The organism is Streptomyces odontotermitis (genome assembly GCF_050510915.1).
Taxonomy (GTDB): Bacteria; Actinomycetota; Actinomycetes; order Streptomycetales; family Streptomycetaceae; genus Streptomyces.
This window is the reverse complement of the sequence record NZ_JBNJLS010000019.1, coordinates 29,187-52,204: the sequence shown is the minus strand read 5'-3', so window position 1 is coordinate 52,204 and position 23,018 is coordinate 29,187. Positions and strand designations below refer to the sequence as shown.

At 72.3% G+C, this 23,018-nt stretch carries 15 protein-coding genes; 3 read left to right on the top strand and 12 right to left on the bottom strand.

Features of this window, described 5'->3' with window-relative positions; translation table 11 throughout:
- Positions 1–67: 67 nt before the first annotated feature.
- Entirely contained in the window at positions 68–1,333 is a 1,266-nt protein-coding gene (locus tag ACQB60_RS35550; RefSeq protein WP_496930354.1) for a hypothetical protein, read from the bottom strand.
- A 133-nt stretch (positions 1,334–1,466) separates the two neighbouring features.
- The gene (locus tag ACQB60_RS35545; protein WP_496930244.1) at positions 1,467–2,252 is read right to left on the bottom strand and encodes a class II aldolase/adducin family protein; all 786 of its coding nucleotides are present in this window, start codon (positions 2,250–2,252) and stop codon (positions 1,467–1,469) included.
- A 166-nt stretch (positions 2,253–2,418) separates the two neighbouring features.
- Here ACQB60_RS35545 and ACQB60_RS35540 point away from each other — a divergent pair, with 166 nt between their 5' ends.
- Positions 2,419–2,898: a pyridoxamine 5'-phosphate oxidase family protein gene (locus ACQB60_RS35540; protein WP_496930243.1), complete on the top strand. Its 480-nt coding sequence runs from the start codon at positions 2,419–2,421 to the stop codon at positions 2,896–2,898.
- An 81-nt stretch (positions 2,899–2,979) separates the two neighbouring features.
- Here the strand turns inward: ACQB60_RS35540 and guaA are convergent, their stop codons facing one another.
- The gene (guaA, locus tag ACQB60_RS35535; protein ID WP_496930242.1) at positions 2,980–4,569 is read right to left on the bottom strand and encodes a glutamine-hydrolyzing GMP synthase; all 1,590 of its coding nucleotides are present in this window, start codon (positions 4,567–4,569) and stop codon (positions 2,980–2,982) included.
- Positions 4,570–4,961: 392 nt separating this feature from the next.
- On the opposite strand from guaA, the gene ACQB60_RS35530 reads away from it, so the two are divergent.
- The gene (locus tag ACQB60_RS35530; protein WP_496930241.1) at positions 4,962–5,249 is read left to right on the top strand and encodes a chorismate mutase; all 288 of its coding nucleotides are present in this window, start codon (positions 4,962–4,964) and stop codon (positions 5,247–5,249) included.
- 618 nt (positions 5,250–5,867) lie between these two features.
- On the opposite strand, the gene ACQB60_RS35525 is transcribed toward ACQB60_RS35530, so the two are convergent.
- On the bottom strand, positions 5,868–6,620 hold the full coding sequence (locus ACQB60_RS35525) for a hypothetical protein (RefSeq protein WP_496930240.1): 753 nt from the start codon (positions 6,618–6,620) through the stop codon (positions 5,868–5,870).
- A 71-nt stretch (positions 6,621–6,691) separates the two neighbouring features.
- Complete coding sequence (locus ACQB60_RS35520; protein ID WP_496930239.1) at positions 6,692–7,150, bottom strand: hypothetical protein; 459 nt, start codon at positions 7,148–7,150, stop codon at positions 6,692–6,694.
- Between the two features lie 241 nt (positions 7,151–7,391).
- Between ACQB60_RS35520 and ACQB60_RS35515 the strand changes: the two genes are divergently transcribed.
- Entirely contained in the window at positions 7,392–8,432 is a 1,041-nt protein-coding gene (locus tag ACQB60_RS35515) for an LAETG motif-containing sortase-dependent surface protein (protein WP_496930238.1), read from the top strand.
- 124 nt (positions 8,433–8,556) lie between these two features.
- Here ACQB60_RS35515 and ACQB60_RS35510 read toward each other — a convergent pair whose 3' ends face one another.
- From ACQB60_RS35510 to ACQB60_RS35480, 7 genes are all read right to left on the bottom strand, one after another.
- On the bottom strand, positions 8,557–10,431 hold the full coding sequence (locus ACQB60_RS35510; protein ID WP_496930237.1) for a GMC oxidoreductase: 1,875 nt from the start codon (positions 10,429–10,431) through the stop codon (positions 8,557–8,559).
- Between the two features lie 40 nt (positions 10,432–10,471).
- A complete protein-coding gene (locus ACQB60_RS35505) occupies positions 10,472–12,088 on the bottom strand; it encodes a succinic semialdehyde dehydrogenase (protein WP_496930236.1) in 1,617 nt (538 codons plus the stop codon).
- 180 nt (positions 12,089–12,268) lie between these two features.
- On the bottom strand, positions 12,269–13,981 hold the full coding sequence (locus ACQB60_RS35500) for a serine/threonine-protein kinase (RefSeq protein ID WP_496930235.1): 1,713 nt from the start codon (positions 13,979–13,981) through the stop codon (positions 12,269–12,271).
- Positions 13,982–14,023: 42 nt separating this feature from the next.
- Positions 14,024–15,757 carry a serine/threonine-protein kinase gene (locus tag ACQB60_RS35495; protein ID WP_496930234.1) on the bottom strand — a complete coding sequence of 578 codons (1,734 nt, stop codon included), beginning with the start codon at positions 15,755–15,757 and terminating at the stop codon, positions 14,024–14,026.
- Positions 15,758–15,911: 154 nt separating this feature from the next.
- Complete coding sequence (locus tag ACQB60_RS35490) at positions 15,912–17,597, bottom strand: protein kinase domain-containing protein (RefSeq protein WP_496930233.1); 1,686 nt, start codon at positions 17,595–17,597, stop codon at positions 15,912–15,914.
- 127 nt (positions 17,598–17,724) lie between these two features.
- Positions 17,725–19,320: a serine/threonine-protein kinase gene (locus tag ACQB60_RS35485; RefSeq protein ID WP_496930232.1), complete on the bottom strand. Its 1,596-nt coding sequence runs from the start codon at positions 19,318–19,320 to the stop codon at positions 17,725–17,727.
- Positions 19,321–19,564: 244 nt separating this feature from the next.
- On the bottom strand, positions 19,565–22,942 hold the full coding sequence (locus tag ACQB60_RS35480; protein ID WP_496930231.1) for a serine/threonine kinase C-terminal domain-containing protein: 3,378 nt from the start codon (positions 22,940–22,942) through the stop codon (positions 19,565–19,567).
- Positions 22,943–23,018 lie beyond the last annotated feature (76 nt).

Here is a 23,018-nt window from a genome sequence, read left to right as displayed (position 1 = left end):
GGGGGACGGTGCGGAGTGCTCGGTCCACGACGTCGATGCCGGGGACGCCGGGGACGCCGGGGAGGACTCAGTCGGCGACGTCGATCACACAGCGGTTGGTCTCCACGCCCGCCGCGGTGACCACTTGGATCACGACACTGCCCGGCTCGACATCGGCCGGGACGGGGACGGTCAGCGTCTCGTCGGCCGGATTGGTGAAGCCTCCGGTCACGGGCACGAGCGGGACGTGCACGTACACGGCACCGATGCGGACCACCATCCGGGCCAGCCGGTCGGCGCCCCCCGCGCCGGGCGGCACGAATCCGGCGCCGCGGATCTCGATGTCGTCGCCGACGCGGATCGGGGCGTCCAGATCGCCCGCCTCCCGCGCCCGCACCACGGAGAGGATCACGGGCCGCCCGCCCTCGGCGTACTTCCCGGCGAGATACGTCGCCGCCGACACGAGCACCAACAGGGCGAGCCCCCAGGGGAGTTCGGGCAGCTCCTCCGGGTGCCGGGCCAGGCGCACGGCGGCGAAGACCACGGCGGCGGCCGACACGAGGACGTACTGGACGTCCGTGAAGGAGCCGCGTCCCTCGTCGTCCGTGACCGGGTCGGTGGCCCGCGGGCGGTCGGCGGGCACCTTCTGCAGCCGCTGCCCGAGCACCCGCAGGCTCACCACCCTGCGCACCAGGACGGCGACCCCGCACACCACCGCGAGGACGGTCACCAGGGCGGCCGCACGCCCCGGCCCGAGCCCGTCGAGCAGCTCCTCGCGCCGCCCGGGCCGCCCCGCCCCCGCCAGCTCACCGGCGAGGACGAGCACGGAGAAGACGACGAGGAGCACCCAACTCGCCGCCACCACACGGGAGGTGGAGAGCCGGTTGTCCTCGCCGATGACGGGCGCGAGGACCCCGCCGCGCGCCCGGTGCGCGTATCCGGCCCCCGTGAGGAGTCCGGCCGCGACGAGCGCCGCGAGCAGCCCCGCCGTGCGTGCGAGCGTCCACCCGGCACCGATCGCGGTGAGCGCCTGGACGAGGAGCAGCACCGCCACCCCGGCCCAGACGACGAGGACGGTGCGGCGCCACAGCCGCGCGAGCCATGCCTCGCCCTCGGCCCGGCCCCGCTCCGCGACGGCCCGCGCGGACTGGGTCAGCTCGTCCGACACCCACTGCCGGGACGCCCCGGCCGAGTGCGCCACCGCCGCCGGCAGCCCCTGCCCGGCCGCCAGCTCGTCGCGCCGGGCGAGGAACGCGGCGACGGCCTGCCGGTGTCCCTCGCGCGCGCCATGCGGACAGTCACCGCACGTACAGCCGCCCCCGTGCACGCCCTGCCTCGCCTCCTGTACCGCCACCACCGCGTACGCCGCCTTCCCCACCCGTCAACTTCCGTGCAACGAAAGGGAATTGTCCCGCACGGAAGGACATGCTCGGGCCACGGTTCGGGTCAGAGAGGGTGAATGGCCGACCCCCGGGTTGACCGGCGGCTCAGGCCAGCAGGTCCGGCTCGCTGCGGCTGATGTCCTGCCACAGGGACTGGTAGTTGATCCAGGCCACCAGATCGCTGCCGAGCTGTTCGCGCGTCGCCACCGCCTGCTTGTGGCCGATCATGACGGGGCGGCCCGCGGCCCGCGCGCTGAGCTGCACCTGGCAGGAGCGCTCCAGGGAGATGAACCACCAGGCGGCCGCGTCCACGGAGTCGCCGACGGTGAGGAGCCCGTGGTTGCGCAGGATGACCGCCTTGTGGTCCCCGAGCGCGGACGCGATCCGGCGCCCCTCCTCCTCGTCCACGATGACGCCCGTGTAGCCGTCGTACAGGGCGTGACTCTCGTAGAAGGCGCATGCCTCCTGGGTGATCGGGTCGAGGAGTTCGCCCAGCGTGGACAGGGCACGCCCGTACAGCGAGTGGCAGTGGGCGACGGCCACGACATCGGGCCGCGCCCTGTGCGCCTGCGCGTGCACGGTGAACGCGGCCTGGTTCACGTGATAGCGCCCCTCGACCACCTGCCCCTCCTCGTTGGCGAGGACGAGGTCCCCGACGGTGACGTGGCGGAAGGGCATCCCGAAGGGGTTCACCCAGAAGCAGTCGGTGTACTCGGGGTCCCGGACGGTGATGTGCCCGGACACCCCGTCCTCGTAGCCGAGCCGCCCGAAGATCCGCAGCGCGCCCGCGAGCCGCTCCTTGCGGTGGCGCCGTTCGTCGTCCGGCGTCTCGTGCACGGGCGGCAGCGCGAACTGCAACCGCTCTGCGGGTATCGGTGTGGGCGCCTGCATGTCGTGTCCTCCATCCCTGGCTGTACGGAGCGGAAGTTACCGGCGGTCAGCACAGGAAGACAGGGGTCCTCTGTGAAGAGAGTCTGGAGTCGGGGCGCCGATCGGGCGCCGGACACGCGCCGGAAACCCGACAGGAGGTGTCGGGTATGGGCGCGAGACTCTCCGTATGTCGTTCAACTGGGAAGCCTTCGCCACCGCCGAGCCGGCCTTCGCCCACACCATCGAAGAGCGCTTCACGAAGTACACCCACCACGTCCTCGCGACGCTGCGCAAGGACGGCACCCCGCGCACCACCGGGCTCGAAGTCCGCTTCCTGCACGGGGAGTTGTGGCTCGGGATGATGCCGCGCTCCGTCAAGGCGCTGGACCTGCTGCGCGATCCGCGCTTCGCGCTGCAGGCCAACCCGGGCGCGGGCGCGGAGATGACCGACGGGGACGCGCGGATCACCGGTCGCGCGATCGAGGTGCGCGACGACGCGACCCGCGCGCTGTATGTGGACGAGGTGAAACCGCCGAGCGCGGACGCCTTCCACCTGTTCCGCACCGAGCTCACGGAAGTGGTCCGCACGTCGCTCGAGGACAACACCTATCTGCTCCTGGAGACCTGGTGCCCGGGTGAGCCCCTGCGGACGCGCAGGCGCGCCTGACCCGCCCGCACCCGGGCCCACGTACGCGAAGGGCGCTGTCCACAGCTGTGGACAGCGCCCTTCGACTCGGCTACGGGGAGGTCACTCCCACTCGATCGTCCCCGGCGGCTTGCTCGTGACGTCGAGGACGACGCGGTTGACGTCCGCGACCTCGTTCGTGATGCGCGTCGAGATCTTCGCGAGGACCTCGTACGGCATGCGCGTCCAGTCGGCCGTCATGGCGTCCTCGGAGGAGACCGGGCGCAGCACGATCGGGTGGCCGTACGTGCGGCCGTCGCCCTGGACGCCGACGCTGCGGACGTCCGCGAGCAGCACGACCGGGCACTGCCAGATGTCGCGGTCCAGGCCCGCCGCCGTCAGCTCCTCGCGGGCGATGGCGTCGGCCTCGCGCAGCAGGTCGAGGCGGTCCTTGGTCACCTCGCCGACGATGCGGATGCCGAGGCCGGGGCCGGGGAACGGCTGGCGCTGGACGATCTCGTCCGGCAGGCCGAGCTCCTGGCCGACCATGCGCACCTCGTCCTTGAAGAGCTTGCGCAGCGGCTCGACGAGCTGGAACTCGATGTCGTCGGGCAGTCCGCCCACGTTGTGGTGGGACTTGATGTTGGCGGTGCCGGTGCCGCCGCCGGACTCGACGACGTCCGGGTAGAGCGTGCCCTGCACGAGGAAGGCGACCTCGGGGCCGTCCTCCTGGAGGATCTCCAGCTGCGCCTGCTCGAAGACCCGGATGAACTCCCGGCCGATGATCTTGCGCTTCTCCTCGGGGTCGGAGACTCCGGCCAGCGCGTTCAGGAACCGCTCGCTGGCGTCGACGACCTTCAGGTTCGCGCCGGTCGCGGCGACGAAGTCCTTCTCGACCTGCTCGGTCTCGCCCTTGCGCATCAGGCCGTGGTCCACGTACACGCAGGTCAGCTGGGAGCCGATGGCCTTCTGCACGAGGGCCGCGGCGACCGCGGAGTCCACGCCGCCGGAGAGCCCGCAGATCGCACGCTTGGTGCCGACCTGCTCGCGGATGGCGGCGACCTGCTCGTCGATGACGTTGTCGGTCGTCCAGTTCGGCTTGAGGCCCGCGCCGCGGTAGAGGAAGTGCTCCAGGACCTGCTGGCCGTGCGTGGAGTGCATGACCTCGGGGTGGTACTGGACCCCGTACAGCTTCTTCTCGTCGTCCTCGAAGGCGGCGACCGGCACGACGTCCGTGGAGGCCGTCACCGAGAAGCCCGCGGGGGCCGCGCTGCACGCGTCGCCGTGCGACATCCACACGGACTGCTCGGCCGGGGTGCCCTCGAAGAGCGTCGAGCCGGGCTTGGAGACGGACAGCGGGGTGCGGCCGTACTCGCGCGCGCCGTTGTCGTCGACCGTGCCGCCGAGGGCCTGGGCCATCAGCTGGAAGCCGTAGCACATGCCGAAGACGGGGACGCCCGCCTCGAACAGGGCGCGGTCCACGGTCGGCGCGTTCTCCGCGTACACCGACGAGGGGCCGCCGGAGAGGATGATCGCCGCCGGGTTCTTGGCGAGCATCTCGGCGACCGGCATGGTGCTCGGGACGATCTCGCTGTAGACCCGGGCCTCACGGACGCGGCGGGCGATGAGCTGGGCGTACTGCGCTCCGAAGTCGACGACCAGGACGGTGTCCGGGCTGTCGGGAGCGGCGGCAGCGGGGGTCGCTGAGGACACGGCGGCGGCCTTCCGGCGTTGAGCGTGAGCCGAGCTCGGCGCGGAGTGCGGTGAGCGGGGGCTCAGGGCGTGAGCAGGGGGTTGTATTTGTCGATTCTAACGGTCCTGCGCGGACCGCCTTCGTCGCATCAGACGGGCGCCCCGTCTCAGGATCCGAGCCGCCCGGCGGACCCGATTGACCCGGCGCGCGTCCGCGGGTGCATACTGGCCCCGTGACCAAGCACCTCAGCTTCCTCTTTACCTATGGCAACCGGCCCGCCGGCTGCCATGGTCGAGCTGCTTGATCCACTGACAAGCGACTTCCCAGGCGCCCCGGGCCGACAAGGCCCGGGGCGCTCTGTGGTTTCCGGGCCTTGCCGCTCCGGGGCACCCCTTCACACCAGGAGCCCCACATGACCGCCACCGCCACCGAGAAGACCGGCGCCCACACCCCCGAGGCCGCCGACGTGATCACCGGCGCCCGCGACCGCATCGACGCGCTCGACGACCGCATCATCGGGCTCATCCAGGAACGCATGGCCGTCTCGGCCGTCATCCAGGAGGCCCGCATCGCCTCGGGCGGCCGCCGCGTGAACCTCTCCCGCGAGATGGAGGTCCTCGGCCACTACAGGGACGCGCTCGGCAAGCCCGGCACGACGGTCGCGATGACGCTCCTGGAGCTGTGCCGGGGCCGCGTCTGAGGCGGGCGGCCGCCCGGGGCGCACCGGGCGGACCTGAGTTCGGATGCGTTCTCACCCGTACGGCGCGTGACCGGGCTCGGGCGGGCTTCGTTGGTCCCGATGTCCGTGCCAGCCAGGGGCGGGCCCGAAAGAACCACGCGTGGCTCCGCTGGAGCGATGAGGCGTACGGATCCGTCGGATCCGCTCACGCCGTGGGACCTCGCTCCAGAGACGTGACCGGACGGCAGGGGACAGCAGCCCGGTCACCCAAGAGAACGGTCGGCTCCGGGGACGCCCGGGGCCGGCCGGCCTCCCCCTCTCCCGTCCCCCTCCCCGTCCCGTGTCCCGATCCCGTCCAGATGTGGTCGAAGCGGTTGCGCCGACAACTGCCCATCCACCACGATGCGTAAGACGGGGCTTCAAGTCCCGTACCCCAGAACTCCATTGCCATTGGTCGATACCAGTCGGGCGCCCCCTGTGCGCCGGGTCGGCCACCGGTAGCCATGGTCAGCGGCGCACTCCCCCCGGCGCCGCCCTGTGGCACCGACGCTGCCCTGACGTCGGTGCTGACAGCCGAGGGCCCCGCGGATCCGTCCCGCGGGGCCCTTCGCTCTGCTCTCGACTCCCGTACCCCCGGGGCTACTTCGCCACCTTGGCGAGCTGCGCGTCGACGACCGCCGCGGGCGGCTCGGGCTCGGCCCTGCTCGCCTCGTCGGCGACCCCGTCCTCCCCGGCGACCTCCGGCTCGTGGAAGTTCTCGGCCGTGAAGGCCACGAGGGTCGAGCCGCTGCGGACGACCGTGACGTTCTTGCGGACGAGGAACGTGCCCTTGCGGCTGGCCAGTTTGTAGGCGACGGTCTCGTCGCCCTTGCCGGGCGCGGCCTGCGCGCGCAGGCCGAAGGAGCGCTCGCCGCCGTCCCAGAAGGTCACGCACTTCTTGGACTTCAGCGCCGTCCGCAGGTCGGCCATCGCCTTCTTCGCGCCCGTGCCCTCGTACGAGGAGAGCCGCACCCTCGTCGACGTGGCGTCCTTGAGGTCGGTGCCCGTCACCACGCGGTCGACGTGCGCCGTGGCGCCGGACGGCGGCACGGGCGCGAACGCCCCGGCCAGCGGGCGGCAGACGTCCGGCCGCACGGCCCCGCCCCTGGCGCCCCGCGCGTCCCGGCCCGCGCCCTCGTCGATCTTGTAGCCCGGCACGTCCTTCTTGGTCAGCGCCGCCCGCTCCAACACCGCCTGCGCCGAGGGCTTCTGGTCGCCCTGCGCGGCCGCGGACTTCGACGGCTTCGTGCCGCCCTCGTCGTCACCGCCCCCGTCGCTGCTGCACGCCGCCGCCAGCCCCAGCACCGCCACCACCGAAGCGGCCCGCACCGCACGCCTCACCGTCGACCTCACGCTCTGTTCCCCGCCTTCGTCTTGCAGTCCCCCAGTACGACTCAAGATCAGCGCATTCGGTTCCGCCGCCGCTACCAGGCCCAGAACCGATAGGGACTCAACAGCACGATCATCAGGGCCATCCCGCCGATCACGATCACCACGCTCAGCACCCGGCGGCGCCGCTCGCCCCGGGGGTCGGCGCGCGGGCCGTCCGGGGCGGCCCGCCAGCCGTCCGGGCGCCAGGGCTCGGCGGGGCCACCGTGGCGGTCCGGGTCCTTGCGCTCGCGGCGGCGCCTGCGGCGGCTCAGCCCCTCGGTGCGCTGCCGCTCGGCCTCCTCGTCGAGGCGGCGCAGCCGTTCGGCCACCATGCGGGCGCGCGCGGACGGCTCCTTCGGGGCCTCGGACCGCCGGATGTCCCGCTCGCTGTCCTCCTCGAACTTCCGCCACACCTCGTCGGGTATGACGGGGTCCTCCTCCGGTCCGCCCGGACCGCCGGATGACTGCACGGCCACGCCGCTCCCCCATTCCGTCGTCGTCTCGTTCGCCATCTCGTCGTCAAACGCGGGCAGTTGTACGACACCAGGGGGCAACGGCACAAGGCGAGGCCGAAATCGTGCGCGGGGGGCGTGATGCACGCCACATAAGAATTCTGTGAAATCGAGGACAACCATTCACAGGGAACACAGGTCATGCATGCGTAACAACGGCCACGCCCGCGCCCCACCGCGGAGGGCTCCCACCTCCGCACTGCGAAACCGACGCAGTGCGCCGGACTTCGCTGAGGTCTTCATGAAGCTTCGCCGTGCCATGGCGGCCGCAGCCGCCACGGCTGCCATAGCCCCGCTCGCGCTCCTGTCGGCTCCCGCCGCGTTCGCGACCGACGACACCACCCCGACGCCGACCGCGTCGGCCTCCGAGACGGCTCCCCCGACCGAGACGGCCAAGCCGACCGACACGGCCGAGCCCACCGAGACGGCCAAGCCCACGGACACCGCCAAGCCGACCGACACGGCCAAGCCCACGGACACCGCCAAGCCCACCGAGACGGCCAAGCCGACGGACACGGCGAAGCCCACGGACACCGCCAAGCCGACCGAGACCGCCGAGCCCACGGACGAGCCGTCCGAGTGCCCGGTCGACGAGGACGGCAACGACGCCGACTCCGCGCTCGAGCTCGCGGTCACCGGCCTGCCCGGCAAGATCGTCGCGGGCAGCGGCTGGCACCAGTTCAAGCTGACGGCGTCCAACCACAGCGACAAGGCCCTCGGCGAGGTCCAGTGGCTGGCGGCCGTGGACAGCTTCTCGGAGAGCGACGACGAGCGCGACTGGCTCTCCACCTACGCGCAGATCCAGTACTTCAACCCCGAGACCAAGACCTGGGAGTCCATCGCGGACGAGGTCGAGGGCGGCCTCTTCTTCGGCTCTACCGAGCTGGACGCCAAGGAGAAGGTCGACATCAAGCTGCGCGTCAACATCAGCGCCAAGGCCCCGGCGGGCGCGGGCTACGCGCTCGGCCTCGGCGGCTACCTGGACTCCGAGAAGAACTGCGTGCACAACACGTTCGCGTTCTACGAGTTCACGGTCCTGAAGCCCGGCAGCCACAACGAGGACCCGGGCACCGCCAAGCCGGGCGACGGCGGCCACAAGCCGCAGGGGGGCAAGAAGCCGCAGGGCGGCGCGCAGGAGATCCCGACCACCGGCAGCCTCGCCGAGACCGGCTCCAGCTCCATGCTGCCGACCCTCGGCCTCGTCGGCGGCATCGCCGTCGTCGCCGGTGCGGGCGCGGTCTTCGTCGTCCGCCGCAAGAAGGGCGCCGACGCCGCCGCGTAAGGCCGCCCGACGCCGCGTGAAGCGGCCACTGAGCCGCGAAGGACCTGCACTCGGAGGGGGGTGCAGGTCCTTTCGCGTACCTACTCCTTCTTGGCCGCGTACCTACTCCTTCTTGGCCGCGTACCTACTCCTTCTTGGCCGGCACCGCCGGCATCCCCAGGAACGGCAGCCGCAGCGCGCCGAACGCGTCCGCGGGCACCGCCGGGGCCTTCGGCTCGACCGGTGCGAGCCGCCGGTACGCGGTGCCGGGCGCCGGACGCGGGTCCTGTGCCCCCTTGTTGGGCCAGAACGACATCGCGCGCTCTGCCTGGGCGGTGATCGTCAGGGACGGGTTCACCCCGAGGTTCGCGGAGACCGCGGCGCCGTCCACGACGGAGATGCCGGGGTGGCCGTAGAGCCGGTGGTAGGGGTCGATGACGCCGCTCTCCGGGGAGTCGCCGATCGGGCAGCCGCCGAGGAAGTGCGCGGTCAGCGGGGTGCCCATGAGCTCACCGACGTTCGAGCCCGCGAAGCCGTTGATCTCCTCGGCGAGCAGGGTCGCGGCCTGCGTGGCCTCGGGGATCTGGTTCGGGTTGGGCGCGCCATGGCCCTGACGAGCCGTCAACAACCCCTTCCCGATGCCCTTTTCCTTGCGGTACGTGGTCAGGGAGTTGTCGAGGGTCTGCATCACCAGGCCGATGATGGTCCGCTCCGACCAGCGCCGGTTGGAGAGCGAACGGACCATCAGCCAGGGGTGCTTGGCGCCGTTCAGGAGCCAGCCCGCGACCCGCGCCCTGCCGCCGCCCTTCGCGCTGTAGGGCACCTGGAGCAGCGTCATGCCGCCCATCGCGTTGGACTTCTTGCCGTAGCGGACCGGCTCGATGTGGGTGGTGTCGTTGGGGTGGATCGAGGACGTGATGGCGACGCCCTTGGTGAAGTCGACCCGGTCCGCGCCGTGTTGGCGGCGGTAGCGGCGGTCGTCGGTCTGCGCGCCCACCAGGGCCTCGGAGTTGGTGCGGGTGAGCGCGCCGAGCCGGGCGGAGATGCCGGGCAGCAGACCGGCGTCCTTCATGCGGTGCAGCAGGGTCTGGGTGCCGTACGTACCGGCGGCGACCACGACCCGCCGCGCCCGGAACACCCTGCCCTTGCCCTTCTTCTTCTGGTCGGTGGGCAGCGTGGAGACCGCGTAGCCGCCGCGCGAGTCCTCGGTGAGGGCGACGACGGAGGTCATCGGGTGGACGACGGCTCCGGCCTTCTCGGCGAGGTAGAGGTAGTTCTCGTTGAGGGTGTTCTTCGCACCGTGCCGGCAGCCGGTCATGCACTCGCCGCACTCGGTGCACGCCTTGCGGGAGGGCCCCGCGCCGCCGAAGTACGGGTCGGCGACTTCCTGACCCGGCCTGGCAGTCGCCGACCCGTCGGCGTCGTCCTTGTCGCCGAAGAAGACGCCGACCGGCGCCATGTGGAAGCTGTCGCCCACTCCCATCGCCTGCGCGGCCGCCTTCAGATGGACGTCGGAGGGCGTCATCGTCGGGTTGAGGCGCACCCCGAGCATGCGCTTGGCCTGCTCGTAGTACGGCGACAGCTCGCCCTGCCAGTCCGTGATGTCCTTCCACTGCGGGTCGTTGAAGAACGCCGCGGGCGGTACGTACAGGGTGTTGGCGTAGTTGAGGGAGCCGCCGCCGACCCCGGCGCCCGCGAGCACCATCACGTTGCCGAGCAGATGGATGCGCTGGATGCCGTAGAGGCCGAGGGCGGGCGCCCACAGGTAGTTCTTCAGGTCCCAGGAGTTCTTGGGCAGCGTCTCGCGCGTGAAGCGGCGCCCGGCCTCCAGGACGCCGACGCGGTAGCCCTTCTCGGTGAGGCGGAGCGCGGAGACGGAGCCACCGAAGCCGGAGCCTATGACGACGACGTCGTAGTCGTACTCCTGCCCCTCGTCCAACTCCTGCCCCTTGTCCAACTCCTGTCCCTCGTCCAACTCCTGCCTCTCATCCGGGTTTTGGGCAGAGCTCTCCTGTGACATGGACTCTCCTCGTTGAAAACTCTGCGGGGCCGGGGCGTGCTCAGCGCAGCCGGAACGCCTTCATCACCTTGAGGCTGGCGCTCATGAACGCCGCGTACTTCTCGTCGTCCATCCCGAACGACGGCGCCAGCGGGATGAGCCGCTGGTGCGCGACGGTCTGCGCCTCCGTGTACTTGAGGATGCCCTCGGAGCCGTGGCGGCGGCCGAGCCCCGAGTCCTTCATGCCGCCCATCGGCGACTGCACGCTGCCGTAGGCGGGCGCGAAGCCCTCGTTCACGTTGACCGTTCCGGTACGGAGGCGGGCGGCGATCTTGCGGCCGCGGCTGCCGTCCTTCGTCCAGACCGAGGAATTGAGGCCGTACGAGGTGGCGTTGGCGAGCTCCACCGCCTCGTTCTCGTCGGTGAAGCGGTAGAGGGAGACGACCGGGCCGAAGGTCTCCTCGGCGCAGACCGACATCGGGGACTCGACGCCGTCCAGGATCGTCGGCTCGTAGAAGTACGGGCCGATGTCAGGCCGGGCGACGCCGCCCGCGACGAGCGTGGCGCCCTTCGCGACGGCCTCGTCGACATGCCGCTTGGTGGTCTCCAACTGCCGCTCGCCGACCAGCGATCCCATGTCGGCTCCGTACGCGAGGGAGCGCCCGAGCCGCATGGCCTTGGTCCGCGCCGCGAACCGCTCGACGAACTCGTCGGCGATGGACTCGTGGACGTACAACCGCTCGATGGAGATGCAGAGTTGGCCCGCGGACGAGAAGCAGGCGCGCACCGCGCCGGCCGCCGCCTTCTCCACGTCGGCATCGTGCAGCACCAGCATGGCGTTCTTGCCGCCGAGTTCGAGCGAGACGCCGACGAGGCGGCCCGCGGCGCCCTGCGCGACCTCGCGGCCGGTGCGGGTGGAGCCGGTGAAGGAGACGTAGTCGGCGTGCTTGACGATCTCGGGCCCGACGACGGGACCCTCACCGATCACCACCTGGAAGACCTCGGACGGAAGGCCCGCCTCGATGATCAGGTCCCGCGCCCACAGCGCGGTCAGGCAGGTCTCGGTGTCGGGCTTCATCACGAGCGCGTTACCGGCGACGAGGGCGGGCAGCGCGTCGCCGATCGAGAGCTCGAAGGGGTAGTTCCAGGGCGCGATCTGGCCGACGACGCCGCGCGGCTGCCGGTTCTCCGTCACCTTGGTGAGGGTCGGCACGACGCCGGTGTGGCGCTTCGGGTTCAGGTACGAGGGGGCCTTGCGGCCGTAGTGGCGGGCGGCGACGGCGACGGCCTGGAGCTCCTCGTGGGCGTGCAGGCGGGCCTTGCCGGTCTCCAGCTGGATGAGGTCGAGGACCTCGGCCTGGCGCTGGAGGACCAGGTCGTGGAAGCGCAGCAGGACCGCGGCGCGCTGCCGCACCGGGGTGCGCGCCCAGGCGACCTGGGCGACGCGGGCGCGCTCGAACGCGGTGGCCACGTCCTCCGGGGTCGACTCCGGTATGTCGGCCAGCTTCTCGCCGGTGAACGGCGTGTGGTTGGCCGTGCGTCCCGAGCCGATGACGTCGCGGGTGAGCTGGGCGACCAGCTCCGGCGTGACCACGTCGGCGGCGGTGCGCACGCCGTCCGGGGCGGGGGCGATGGGGTTCGTTCCTTGGGGCGCCGCGCTGGCCTGCGAGTCCGTCATGGTCGTGAGATTAGGCGCCCGCCGGGGTTTTGGGTACCCATCGGTAATCAGCTTTCACGGACCGCACACACCACGCCAGTGATCGCTGGCAACAAAGCCGCTGATCAGGGCGTTGTCCATGTACACACCGCACGGAGATCGCACCGGAAAGATCTCTTCAGGGCGTCACCGAAGATCCCTTCACGGGTTCACCATCGCCTTGCCGATCTTGAGGCGCTCCCGCACGCCCTTGAAGAGCCCGGTGCCCTCCTTCTCCTCCTTCGTCCCCTTGGGCATGTCGACGCGGAGCTCGTAGAACTCCTGGTCATCGGTGATGATCATGAGCTGCATGCAGCGGGTCGCGTCCCCGACGGCCCGCTGGTCGTCGTCGTACGTGGTGTCGGCGATCGCCGCGTCATAGCCGTGGAAGGACGTCTTGGTGTACGTCGAGCGCGCATTGTTGTCGTTGTCCTTCCAGAACTCGCCCATCTGACGCGCCCAGGCCAGCGCGGGCGTGGTCCCCATGGCATGCCTCGTCAGGCGCACCAGGACCGCACCGTCGCCCTCCTTGGCGCCGTACTCCACGAGCCGCTTGCCCTGGGCCCAGTTGGTGTCGCCGTCCTCACGCGCGTACGCCTGGTAGTCCCTGGGCACGGAGAGCTCCGCGACGATCTTGCTCTCCCGGCGCACCTTCCACGGTTCGGGCGTCGTCTCGGGCTCGCGGGGCGGGGCGATCTCACCGCTGTCGCCGCCCTCCGAGACCGATGCCCCGAACGAGGGTCCGTCGTCGCCCCTGCCCACGGAGACGCCGACCCAGATTCCCCCGCCCACGAGCAGGGCACCCGCGAGGGCGGCGGCGATCAGGGCCGGGGTGCGACGGGACGGCTTGGGGGCACCGTCCGGGTCGTCCCGGTCGGAAGTGACGGTGGGGCCTTCGGGGGTGTCCGGCTCAAGCGGGACGCCCGGCGCCGGACGCCCCATCTTCATGGTGCCCACGTCATCGGCCAACTCCCGCATGCCGGACGGGTCCTGGGCAGGCGGCTGCGGCCCGGTGAAGGCTTCCGGCAGCGCCCGCCCCTCCGCCACGGCCGCCAGCGCGAGCGCCACGTCCCCCGCGCCGGGCCGCGCCTCCGGGTCCTTCACGAGCAACCGCTCGATGAGCGGCCCGAGTTCACCGGCCTGTACGGGCTTCGGCGCCTCGGCGGACAGCACGGCGGCGAGCGTGGACTCGACCGTCGTACGCCGGAAGGGAGACCACCCCTCGACGGCGGCATAGAGCAGCACCCCTAGCGACCAGAGATCGGACTCGGGCCCGGCACCCCGCCCCGACATCCGCTCGGGCGCGATGAATTCGAGGGACCCGACGAACTCCCCGCTCATGGTCAGGGACTCCTCGCCCTGGACGTGGGCGATCCCGAAGTCGGTGAGGACGACGCGGCCGTGCGCGCCGATCAGCACGTTCGCGGGCTTTACGTCCCGGTGCACGATGCCCTTGGCGTGCGCGGCGCCGAGCGCGCCGACGACGGCGAGGCCGATGCGGGCGGACTCGGCGGGCGCCAGGGCGCCCCGCTGCAGCACTTCGTGAAGGCTCTCGCCCCGGATCAGCTCCATGACGATCCACGGGAGCCCGTCCTCCACGACCACGTCATGGATGGCGACGGCCGCCGGGTGCTCGACGCGAGCGGCGGCCCGCGCCTCCCGGTAGAGCCGCGCGGCCATGCGCTCGCGCGCGGGCCCGTGCGGATCCCCGGGCAGCCGCGGCTCCTTGACCGCGACGTCCCGCCCGACCAGCTCGTCAACGGCACCCCACACGGTGCCCATGCCCCCGGACCCGATCCGCTCACCGAGCCGGTAACGCCCGCCTATCAGGCGCCCGTCACCCGGCCCGGCCCGGCGTCCCCCGTCGTTGCTCATGGGTCATGAGTACCGTGCGGGGGTGTGCCGGGGCCAGTCCGGTTAGAGCTTCGTGATGTCCAGGTTGTCGATGGCGGCCTTGGCGACGTCGCGGCCGCGCTCGGTGAAGTCGCCCTTGCCGGGGTAGCCGATCATCAACCGGTACATGTCGCCCGACTTGGTCTTGTAGTAGAGGACCTGGAGTTCGCGGGGGCGGGGGTCCTGGCTGTCGGTGGTCTGGTAGACCGCCGTGTTCAGGGCTGCCTTCTCGCCCTTGTACTTGGTGTCCTCGGGCTTGGTCTTGGCACCGGCATCCATGCCGATGTTGCTGTCGCCCGTCTCCTTGAAGTCCGCGTCGTCCTCGTACATCTCGGCGGCGGCCGATCCGGCGATCTCACTGCCGCTGTCCTCCGCCTTCTTGTCGAGGGAGAGGCTCACCCAGATGCTGCCGCTCGCGTCGGTGTACTGGACCCAGTGGTCCGTCTTGAGGGCGTCGTCACCGGGCTTGGACTCCTTGTACCCGGTGGGTGCCGTCACCGTCGCCCCCAGCTCCTTGACCTGATGGTCGGTGAGACCCCCCGCCAGCTCCTCGTCCCCCTTGAAGGGGTTCGCCACCACCAGCACCCCGGCCACCACCACGGCGACAACCGCCGCCCCTATCCCGAGCAGCGCCTTGCGGCTGACGGTGACGCCACCCTTGGCGCCCGCGGGGCTCACGGATCCGTCGGCACCGGCGAGCGGCGCGAACTGCGTGGCCGCCAGCTGCTGCGGTGGCTTGACCGCCTCCTCCAACAGCCCCCGCACCTGCGCCGCGTTCGGCCGGTGCGCCGGGTCCTTCGCCAGCAAGCCGTTGATCGCGTCGGCCAGCGGCCCCGTCGCGGTCGCCGGCGCCGCGGGCGTCGCGTTCAGGACCGACTGGAGCGTCGCGGGCGTATTGCTGCGGCGGAAAGGCGAGACGCCCTCCGTGGCCGCGTAAAGAACCACACCCAGCGACCACAGATCAGAAGCCGGCCCGGGACGCTGCCCCAACACCCGCTCCGGCGCGATGAATTCGGGCGAGCCGACGAAGCCGCCCGTGTCCGTCAGGTTCGTCTCGCCCTCGATCTGCGCGATGCCGAAGTCGGTGAGGACGACGCGGTCGTGGCGGCCGAGCATCACGTTGTCCGGCTTCACGTCGCGGTGCAGGATGCCCGCCTGGTGCGCGGCGTCCAGGGCGTTCAGGACCTCCAGGCCCACGCGCGCGGCCTCGCGGGCGCTCAGCGTGCCCTCCTGGAGCGCGTCGCCGAGCGAACGTCCCTGCACGAACTCCATGACGATCCAGGGCTGTCCGTCCTCGACCGCGACGTCGTGGACGTTCACCACCGCCGGGTGGTCGAGCCGGGCCGCCGCACGGGCCTCGCGGCGCATCCGCTCGAAGGCGTTGGTCCGCTCCCGCTCGGGGAGGTGGTCGGGGACCCGGGGCTCCTTGACCGCGACCTCGCGGTCCACCGTCTCGTCCTTGGCCCGCCAGACGGTGCCCATGCCGCCGTGGCCGAGCTTGCTGAGGAGCCGGTAGCGGCCCGCGATCAGACGGCCCGCGCCCGGGTCGGGTACGGACGGCCCGCTCGGCTGGTGGGGCTGATGCGACTGGTTCGGCACGACCTGCGTCGGCTGCGCGTACGGCGACGGGGGCGGGGTGGGAGCGGCGGGCTGTCCGCCCTGTCCCGGTGCGCCCGGTGCGTCCGGCCGCCGCGGCGGCTGCAGGCCGAAAGTCGTCGGGTCGTTCGGGCCATAGGAGGTTCCCCCGTTGTCACTCATGACCCCATGCCTACCGTGCGGGGCGGCTCGGGTTCCACCCGGGTATCGGATTTGTGACCCCCTGCGTACCTTCGCTCAGTGCCCAGTCCCCGTACGGAAGACTCCCCGTCCCCGTCACGCACGGCGCCCCACTCCCGTACGAAAGGCGCCCCCCTCACCCCCGTACGAACGAGTCCACCGCCGTGTCGAAATACCGCCGCCCCTCAGCCGCCTTCCCGACCGGCGCCGACACCCACACGTCATACATCCGGCCACCCTCCTGCCAGCACAGGTCGACCGTGTGCCGGGCGCCCTCCTTCTCCGTGAAGCCGTCCCAGCTGAACTCCCACAGCGCGGCGGGCCTGCCGTTGTGCGTGGTCTGGGTGACCGAGCCGCCGCGGTAGCCCGGGTTGTTCGCGGGCCCCTTGGCGGCCGAGCGGCGCTGCACGGCGAGGGGGCCGCCAGGCTGGGGCGCGGCCTCCTTGACGCCGATGCGGAAGGCTCCGTCCGGCGAGACGTAGAAGGTCCGCGGCCCCTGCTTCTCGCGCGTGAAACCTTTCGGCACGGCGAGCATGAAGCCCTCGGGGTCCTGCGCCACCCGGTAGCCGTCCGGTGCCTCGGGTGTGCTGGGCCGGGGCGTACGGGTGCCCTTGGTGACCGTCACGGTGGGCGTGGGGCGCGGCCCGTTCGTCGTCGCGGACGGGGGCGTGGGGGCCGAAGTCGTGGGCGCTCCGCCGCCGTTGCCGTCCCGGCCGAGGAGCAGCGCGGCGGCCACCCCGCCCCCGGCCACCGCCGCCACCAGGGCCGCGGCGATCAGCGCGGTGCGGCCGCGCCGGGAAGCGGCGGCGGGGGCGGGGGCGCCGTGCGTCGGGACGGGCCGCGCGGGCACGGACCGCACCGTCGGCGAGTACGCGGGCGTGCGCCCGCCCCTGGCCCCTCCCCTGGCCCCGCCCCTGGCCCCGCCCCTCGGACCACCCTTCGGTCCGCCTCCCGGCCCGGCGGCCCCCGGCATGCTGCCCGTCTCGACGTACGCGCGCAGCAGCCGCTCCGCCGCGACCACGTCCAGGCGCAGGTCCGGGTCGCGTTCGAGCAGGCCCAGGACGACGGGCAGCAGCGGCTCGACGACGGCGGGCGGGCGTATCTCGTCGTAGACGACGGCGTGCAGCACCCCGCCGATCGAGTCCCGCCTGAACGGCGACTCCCCGGTCAGCGCGGTCACCAGGAGCGCGCCGAGCGACCACAGGTCGGACTCGGGCCCGGTCCGCTCCCCCGCCATCCGCTCCGGCGCGGTGTACTCGGGCGAGCCGACGAACGAGCCGATCTCCGTGAGCGTCGTCGCCCCGGTGACCTGCGCGATCCCGAAGTCCGTGAGCACGACGCGGCCGCTGGCCTCCTCCACGAGGACGTTGGCGGGCTTGAGGTCGCGGTGCAGCACCCCGGCGGCGTGCGCGGTGCGCAGGGCGCCGAGCAGGTCGAGGCCGATCCGTGCGACCTCGCGCGGGTCCAGCGGCCCGGTCCGCGAGATGCGCACCGCGAGCGAGTCCCCGTCGATGAACTCCATGACGATGTACGGGTGGTCGTCCTGCACCACCACGTCGTGGACCACGATGATGTGCGGATGCCGCAGCTGCGCGACGGCCCGCGCCTCGCGCAGGGTCCGCTCCCGCTGCAGGGTGGCCTCGGCGTCGGACAGCGTCTCGTCGAGCACGAGTTCCTTCACCGCGACCCGACGCCCGAGCAAACGGTCGGTGGCGCGCCAGACGACCCCCATGCCGCCCCGGCCAAGGCGCGCCTCGAGGTGGTAACGGCCTGCTATGACACGGCCGTTGCCCCCACCAGCGTGACCTCCCAGGCTCCCCATGCGGCCATCATGCCCCACACATGTGCGAAGGAAGGCGACTGGTTCCGGTACGGGGACGGGATCAGGCCCAGGGATCTGGCCCAGGTGTCAGGGCCAGGTGTCAGGGCCAGGTATCAGGCCCGTACCGTCACCGCTCCCGCCAGCTGCGCAGCATCGCGTCGAACTGTCCCCGCATCTTGTCGCGCTCCGCCGCGGGACCCGACAGATAGACCGCGTACTCGACGCCGTCACTGCTGAAGTACGTCTGCTCGATGGCGTATCGGGGGCCCGCCGTCGTGTCGTTCGCGCCCGCGGTCCAGCTGAACTCCCAGAGGGCGCCCTTCTGGTCACGGAAGGTGTTCGAGTTCAGCTGGAGCCGCTTGTACTGCGGCAGCTTGCCCCGCAGGCCCTTCTCCAGGGCCACCTGGTGCGTGTACGGGGACTCGAACTGCGGCTTGCGGTCGATGGCGATGCGCACGAAGCGCCGCCCTCCGTCCGGCGTGTAGTCGATCTGGTTGCCGTCCATCTCGCGCTGCCAGCCCTTGGGCATCATGAGGCTGAAGCCCTCGGCGTCGTGCTTGCGCACCCAGCCTGCGGGGATCTGCCCCTCGCCGCCCTTCCCCGGGTCGTTCGTCCCCGTGCCCCCCTGCGACTGCCCGGAACCCTTGTCCCGGTCCTGGTACTGGAGATACGCCACGGCGCCACCGCCGCCGAGCAGCGCGGCCAGGACGGCCACCAGGACGACGGCGGGCCAGCGGCGGCGCGGCTTCGCGGACGGCTCGGGCAGGGCGCTGCCGCGTACGACGGTGTCGGACCGGTGGGGGTGGGCCGACGGGAACGGTGTGGCGCCGACCGGCGACACGGACGCGGAGACCGACTGCGTCGGCGTGTGCACCCGCGTCGGCACGTACGCCTGCGCCGCGTCGGGACGGCGCCCCTCCGCGGCCTCGGCCAGCATCTGCTCGGCCTCGTCGGCGCTGGGCCGCACGGCAGGGTCCTTGGCGAGCAGCGCCATGATGACGGGCCCGAGCGCGCCCGCGTGCTCCGGCGGCGCGGGCTCCTCCGTGACGACGGCCTGCATCGTGCCGAGCGGAGAGGTGCGCCGGAACGGCGAGTTGCCCTCCACCGCCGTGTACAGCGTGGCGCCCAGCGCCCACAGGTCGGAAGCGGGCCCGGGGGCCGCGCCGCTGACCCGCTCGGGCGCCAGGTAGTCGACGGAGCCGACGATCTCGCCGGTCCGCGTGATCGTCGAGTCGCCCTCGACCTGGGCGATCCCGAAGTCGGTGAGCAGCACGCGGCGATCGCGCGAGAGAAGGACATTGCCGGGCTTCACGTCCCGGTGCAGCACCCCGGCGGTGTGCGCGGCGCGCAGGGCCCGCAGCACCCAGAGGCCGATGCGGGCGGCCTCGGCGGGCTCGACCCGGCCGTCGTCGCGCACGGCGTCCGCGAGGGAGGGGCCCTCCACCAGCTCCATCACGATCCACGGCCGGTCGTCGTGCTCCAGGACGTCGTGGACGGTCACGACGGCGGGGTGGTTGATCCGGGCGGCGGCGCGCGCCTCGGTCTGGGTGCGTGCGAGCAGGACCGCGCGGTCGGCCTCCTGCACGTACTGCGCGGCCGTCAGTTCCTTGACCGCGACGGCCCGGTGCAGCACTTCGTCCTGCGCGCGCCACACCCGTCCCATGCCACCGCGGCCGATGGACTCACCGAGTCGGTAGCGGCCCGCGAGGAGCAGGCCCTGCATCTGATTCACGTTCCCCCGCAATGGTCTTGACAGGCCAAGGTTAGGGAGCGGTGACCTCTCAGGGAACCAGCGGGGGTGCATGGAGACCGCTCTGTGACGCATGACGCGTATGGACGGGGTGTTCCCCGGTGTACGAAGGGTCCGCCACGGAGCGCCGCCTTGCGCCGGGCGCGGGCAGCGTCGATCTTTCGCCCGGGTCGGCCCTCAGCCCTTCGTCCGAGCCCTCAGCCCTTCGTCCGAGCCATCAACCCTTCGCGCGGTACGAGTTCTGCGCAGCCTCGTACAGCCGGTCCACCTCGTCCCGCTCGGCCTCGGGCCCGCGCACCTGCACGACGTGGTACGAGTCGCCGACAACCATCGCGACGTTGCGCACGAAGATGTCGCCGCCGTCGGGCCCCTGCCAGGTGTACTGCCCCTCGGCCATGGCGCGCCCGCCCACATCGATGCTGCGGAGCCCGCCGACGGTGGCCCAGGAAGAGTCGCGGTAGGGCTGCAGCTCCCTCTCGTTCTCCTTCTGGTACTTCATGGGGTCCGTGCCGTACTCGTCCGTGCCGTCACGGCCGGGCACGACGAGGAGCTCGAAGGAGCCGTGGGTGTAACGGACCTGCCCCCGCCCGTTCTTGGGCTGGCGGTCCCAGCCGCGCGCGACGGCGACCTGGAACCCCTCGGGGTCCTTGCGGAGCGTGAAGCCCTGCGGCACCTCGGGCGCGGTGGTCTGCGGCTCCTCGGAGCCAGGACTCTTCTCCGGCTTCTCGCTGGGCTTGTCGGTGGGCTTGCCGCCGGGCTTGTCGTCGTGGCTGGACCCGGCGGTCGGCTCCTTGTCGCCCGGCGCCTGGCTGACCTCGCCCGCCGCACCGGTCTGCCCGCCGCCCGCGCCCTTGTCGTCCGAGCCACCGCTCTTGGGCATGAAGAGCATCGCGTACGCCACCGCGGCGACGAGCCCCACCAGGACGGCGATCAACAGCAGCCGCCCGAGCGACCTGGGCCCGCGCGCCGCACCCCGGGGCCCCGCGCCCGTGACCACCCCGGCGCTGCCCATGGAGGCGGAAACCCTGGGTGACCTGGGCGACTTGGGCGGTTTGGGCGCTCTGGCGGGCCGGGGCGCGCGCGGCACCTTCGCGGGCTTGGGAGCCCGGGACGGCTTCGGCGCCTTCTGGGTCTTCTGCGCCTTCTGAACCTTCTGCGGCCTCCGCTCCTTGGCCTGCTTCGGCACGCGTACGGCGTCGGTGGCCCGCCCTTCGGCGAACCGGCCCTCGACGAACCGGCCCTCGGCGAACCGATCCTCGACAGACCTCCCCTCCGCAGCGAGCGAAGCCCCCTCACCGCGACCGCGCTTGTGCCGCCCGTGCCCGTTGGCCGCCGAGGCCGAGGCCCCGCGACGCCACCGTCTGCGGACGATCTCACCGCGGCGCCGCACGATGGGCAGCCGGCGCGCGTCGAACGGCGGCGCGGGCACGACGTCCGCCCCCGCCTCCGGCTCGGGCGCGGACCGCACCAACGACCGCAGCCAGCCGCGCAGTTCCTCGAAGTCGAGCCGATCGGTGGGGTCCTGGCGCAGCAGCGACTCCACGACGGGCCGCAGCGGCCCGCACTCCTCGGCGAACGCGGGCGGCTCGGCGCAGACCATCTGCACCAGCTCGGTGGTGCTGTCCTCCGGGTACGGGGCGTGCCCCTGCACGGCACGGAACAGCAGCGCGCCCAGGGCCCAGAGGTCGGTGGCGGGCCCGATGGGCGCCGCCAACTGCCAGTTGGCGTGCACGGGCCCGGCCTGCTCGGGCGCCCACCGCTCGGTGACGGGTCCCACGACGGCCATCCGCGCCTGCCGCGCCCGCTCGGCGGCGAGCGCGGTCCCGGGCCCACGCCGGGCCCCACCGGAGGCCGCTCCCTCATCCCACCCACCGCTACGGGTACCGGCCCCGGACCCGGCCTTGACGAGCTCCACCCCGGTCTCGGCGTCCACGGCACGAGCGCCCCCGCCCTGCGTCCAGCGCGAACGCTCAAGATCGGCGGCACCGGCAGGCGCGTACTCCGACTCGGCGTCGAAGGAGGCTCCGCGGCCGAAGGAGGCTTCATGGTCGTACGAGCCTTCGCGACCGTACGAGGCTTCACGGTCGTACGTGGCCTCCGGCTCATACCCGCGGTACCGGGACTCGCGGTCCAACTCGCGGTCCAGCCCGTCCTCGAACCCCGGCCCGTCCTCGAAGTCGGACCCGAACTCACCCCCGTACCCGCTCTCGTCCCCCGCCGTCCCGTCCGCGCCCTCGGCCCCACCCGGCCCCTCAACCGCCCGCACATCGAAGCCGTCCGGCAACCCCCGCTCGTTCAACACCCCACGAGCACCCTCGAGTCCGGCCGCCCCACCGCCCCGCAACGGCCCCTGTCCCGCCCGCCAGTCGGCGATCCCCCCGACACCGGGGCGGGGAACGGCCCCGTGCCACGTGCCACGGCTGCTCCGGCCGCTGCGGCCCCGCACCCCGTAGGGGTCGGCTATCCGCCCACTGTTGGCACCACCGTCGACGCCGCCCTCATCCCGATCCTGCCCCTGCCCCTGCCCCTGCTCCTGCTCCTGCTCCTGGCCGTGGTCACGGCCCCGCTCCCGCCCCCCGTCAAGCCCCTCGTCCGCCCGCTCCTCACGCACCCGAGCAGCGGCCCTCGTCCCCGCCTGGTACGCCGCTATGGCCCCACCGGGCAACACCCGCGGCTCCCGGCCCTCTTGAGCCTCCCGGTTCCCCCGGTTCTCCCGGGCCTCCCGGGTCCCGTGCCCCTCCCGAGACTCCCCAGACTCCCGATCCCTGTACTCCAGTTCGGCCCTGGGCTCACGCGCCCCCTCCAAGACCTCCGGAGCCCCCGCCCCAGATCCCCCGCCCCCAACTCCCTCGCTGCCCCCGACTCCCTCGCTGCCCCCGACTCCTTCGCCGCCCTCGACTTCCCCCGCCGCCCCCTGCTCCCCGTACTCCCCCTGCTCCTCCGGCCGCGGGTCATACCCGCACAACGCCTCCTCCGCCGCCCCCACGGCCAGCCCCGTCAGCATGACCCGGCCGTCGTCGCAGACCAGCACCGTGCGCGTGGTGATGTTCCGGTGCACCCAGCCGTGCGCGTGCAGCGCCCGCAGCGCCGTCAGGACGTCCGCCGCGATCTCGGCCGCGCGGTACGGGGTCAGCGGCTGGTCCTCGAGGAGCGCGGACAGCGGCCGTGCCGACACCAACTCGCTGACGATCCACAGCGAACCGTCCTCCGCGAACACATCGAAGACCTGGTCGAGCCGCGGATGATCGGGGATCTGCGCCGCCGCCTGTGCGGCCTCCATCGCGCGCCGCACCGCCGGATCCGTGGGCCTGCGCGTCGACTGCCCGGCCCGCCCGGAGCCCCGCTCGAAGCCGCGCCCCTGCCCCCGCTGCGGCGTCGCGATGGCCACCGCGCCAGGACCGGCCCACTCCTCCGCGTCGAGCACCTCGGCCTCGACCGTCTCCGGCAACGGCACCTGTCTGACCAGGACTTCCTGGCCGCTGTACGTGTCGAAGGCCCGCGTCTCCGCGAACGTGTCCGCGAACTCGTGCTCCTCCGCGGGCGGCAGCGGCAGCCGGTAGCGGTCGGCGAGAACCCGTCCCGCGTATTCGTCCACGACGCCTCCCCCGTCCCGCCGGTGGTCAATTCCGTTCGCTCAAGGGCCTGTTGCGGATACGCCAGACGTCATTTCC

Excerpts from the sequence above, each read along its gene's own strand:
- ACQB60_RS35490 (WP_496930233.1), bottom strand. The coding sequence starts at position 17,597 with ATGGGGAGCCTGGGAGGTCACGCTGGTGGGGGCAACGGCCGTGTCATA.
- ACQB60_RS35505 (WP_496930236.1), bottom strand. The coding sequence starts at position 12,088 with ATGACGGACTCGCAGGCCAGCGCGGCGCCCCAAGGAACGAACCCCATC.
- ACQB60_RS35530 (WP_496930241.1), top strand. The coding sequence starts at position 4,962 with ATGACCGCCACCGCCACCGAGAAGACCGGCGCCCACACCCCCGAGGCC.
- ACQB60_RS35500 (WP_496930235.1), bottom strand. The coding sequence starts at position 13,981 with ATGAGCAACGACGGGGGACGCCGGGCCGGGCCGGGTGACGGGCGCCTG.
- ACQB60_RS35545 (WP_496930244.1), bottom strand. The coding sequence starts at position 2,252 with ATGCAGGCGCCCACACCGATACCCGCAGAGCGGTTGCAGTTCGCGCTG.
- ACQB60_RS35510 (WP_496930237.1), bottom strand. The coding sequence starts at position 10,431 with ATGTCACAGGAGAGCTCTGCCCAAAACCCGGATGAGAGGCAGGAGTTG.
- ACQB60_RS35515 (WP_496930238.1), top strand. The coding sequence starts at position 7,392 with ATGAAGCTTCGCCGTGCCATGGCGGCCGCAGCCGCCACGGCTGCCATA.
- ACQB60_RS35495 (WP_496930234.1), bottom strand. The coding sequence starts at position 15,757 with ATGAGTGACAACGGGGGAACCTCCTATGGCCCGAACGACCCGACGACT.
- ACQB60_RS35520 (WP_496930239.1), bottom strand. The coding sequence starts at position 7,150 with ATGGCGAACGAGACGACGACGGAATGGGGGAGCGGCGTGGCCGTGCAG.
- ACQB60_RS35540 (WP_496930243.1), top strand. The coding sequence starts at position 2,419 with ATGTCGTTCAACTGGGAAGCCTTCGCCACCGCCGAGCCGGCCTTCGCC.
- ACQB60_RS35485 (WP_496930232.1), bottom strand. The coding sequence starts at position 19,320 with ATGCAGGGCCTGCTCCTCGCGGGCCGCTACCGACTCGGTGAGTCCATC.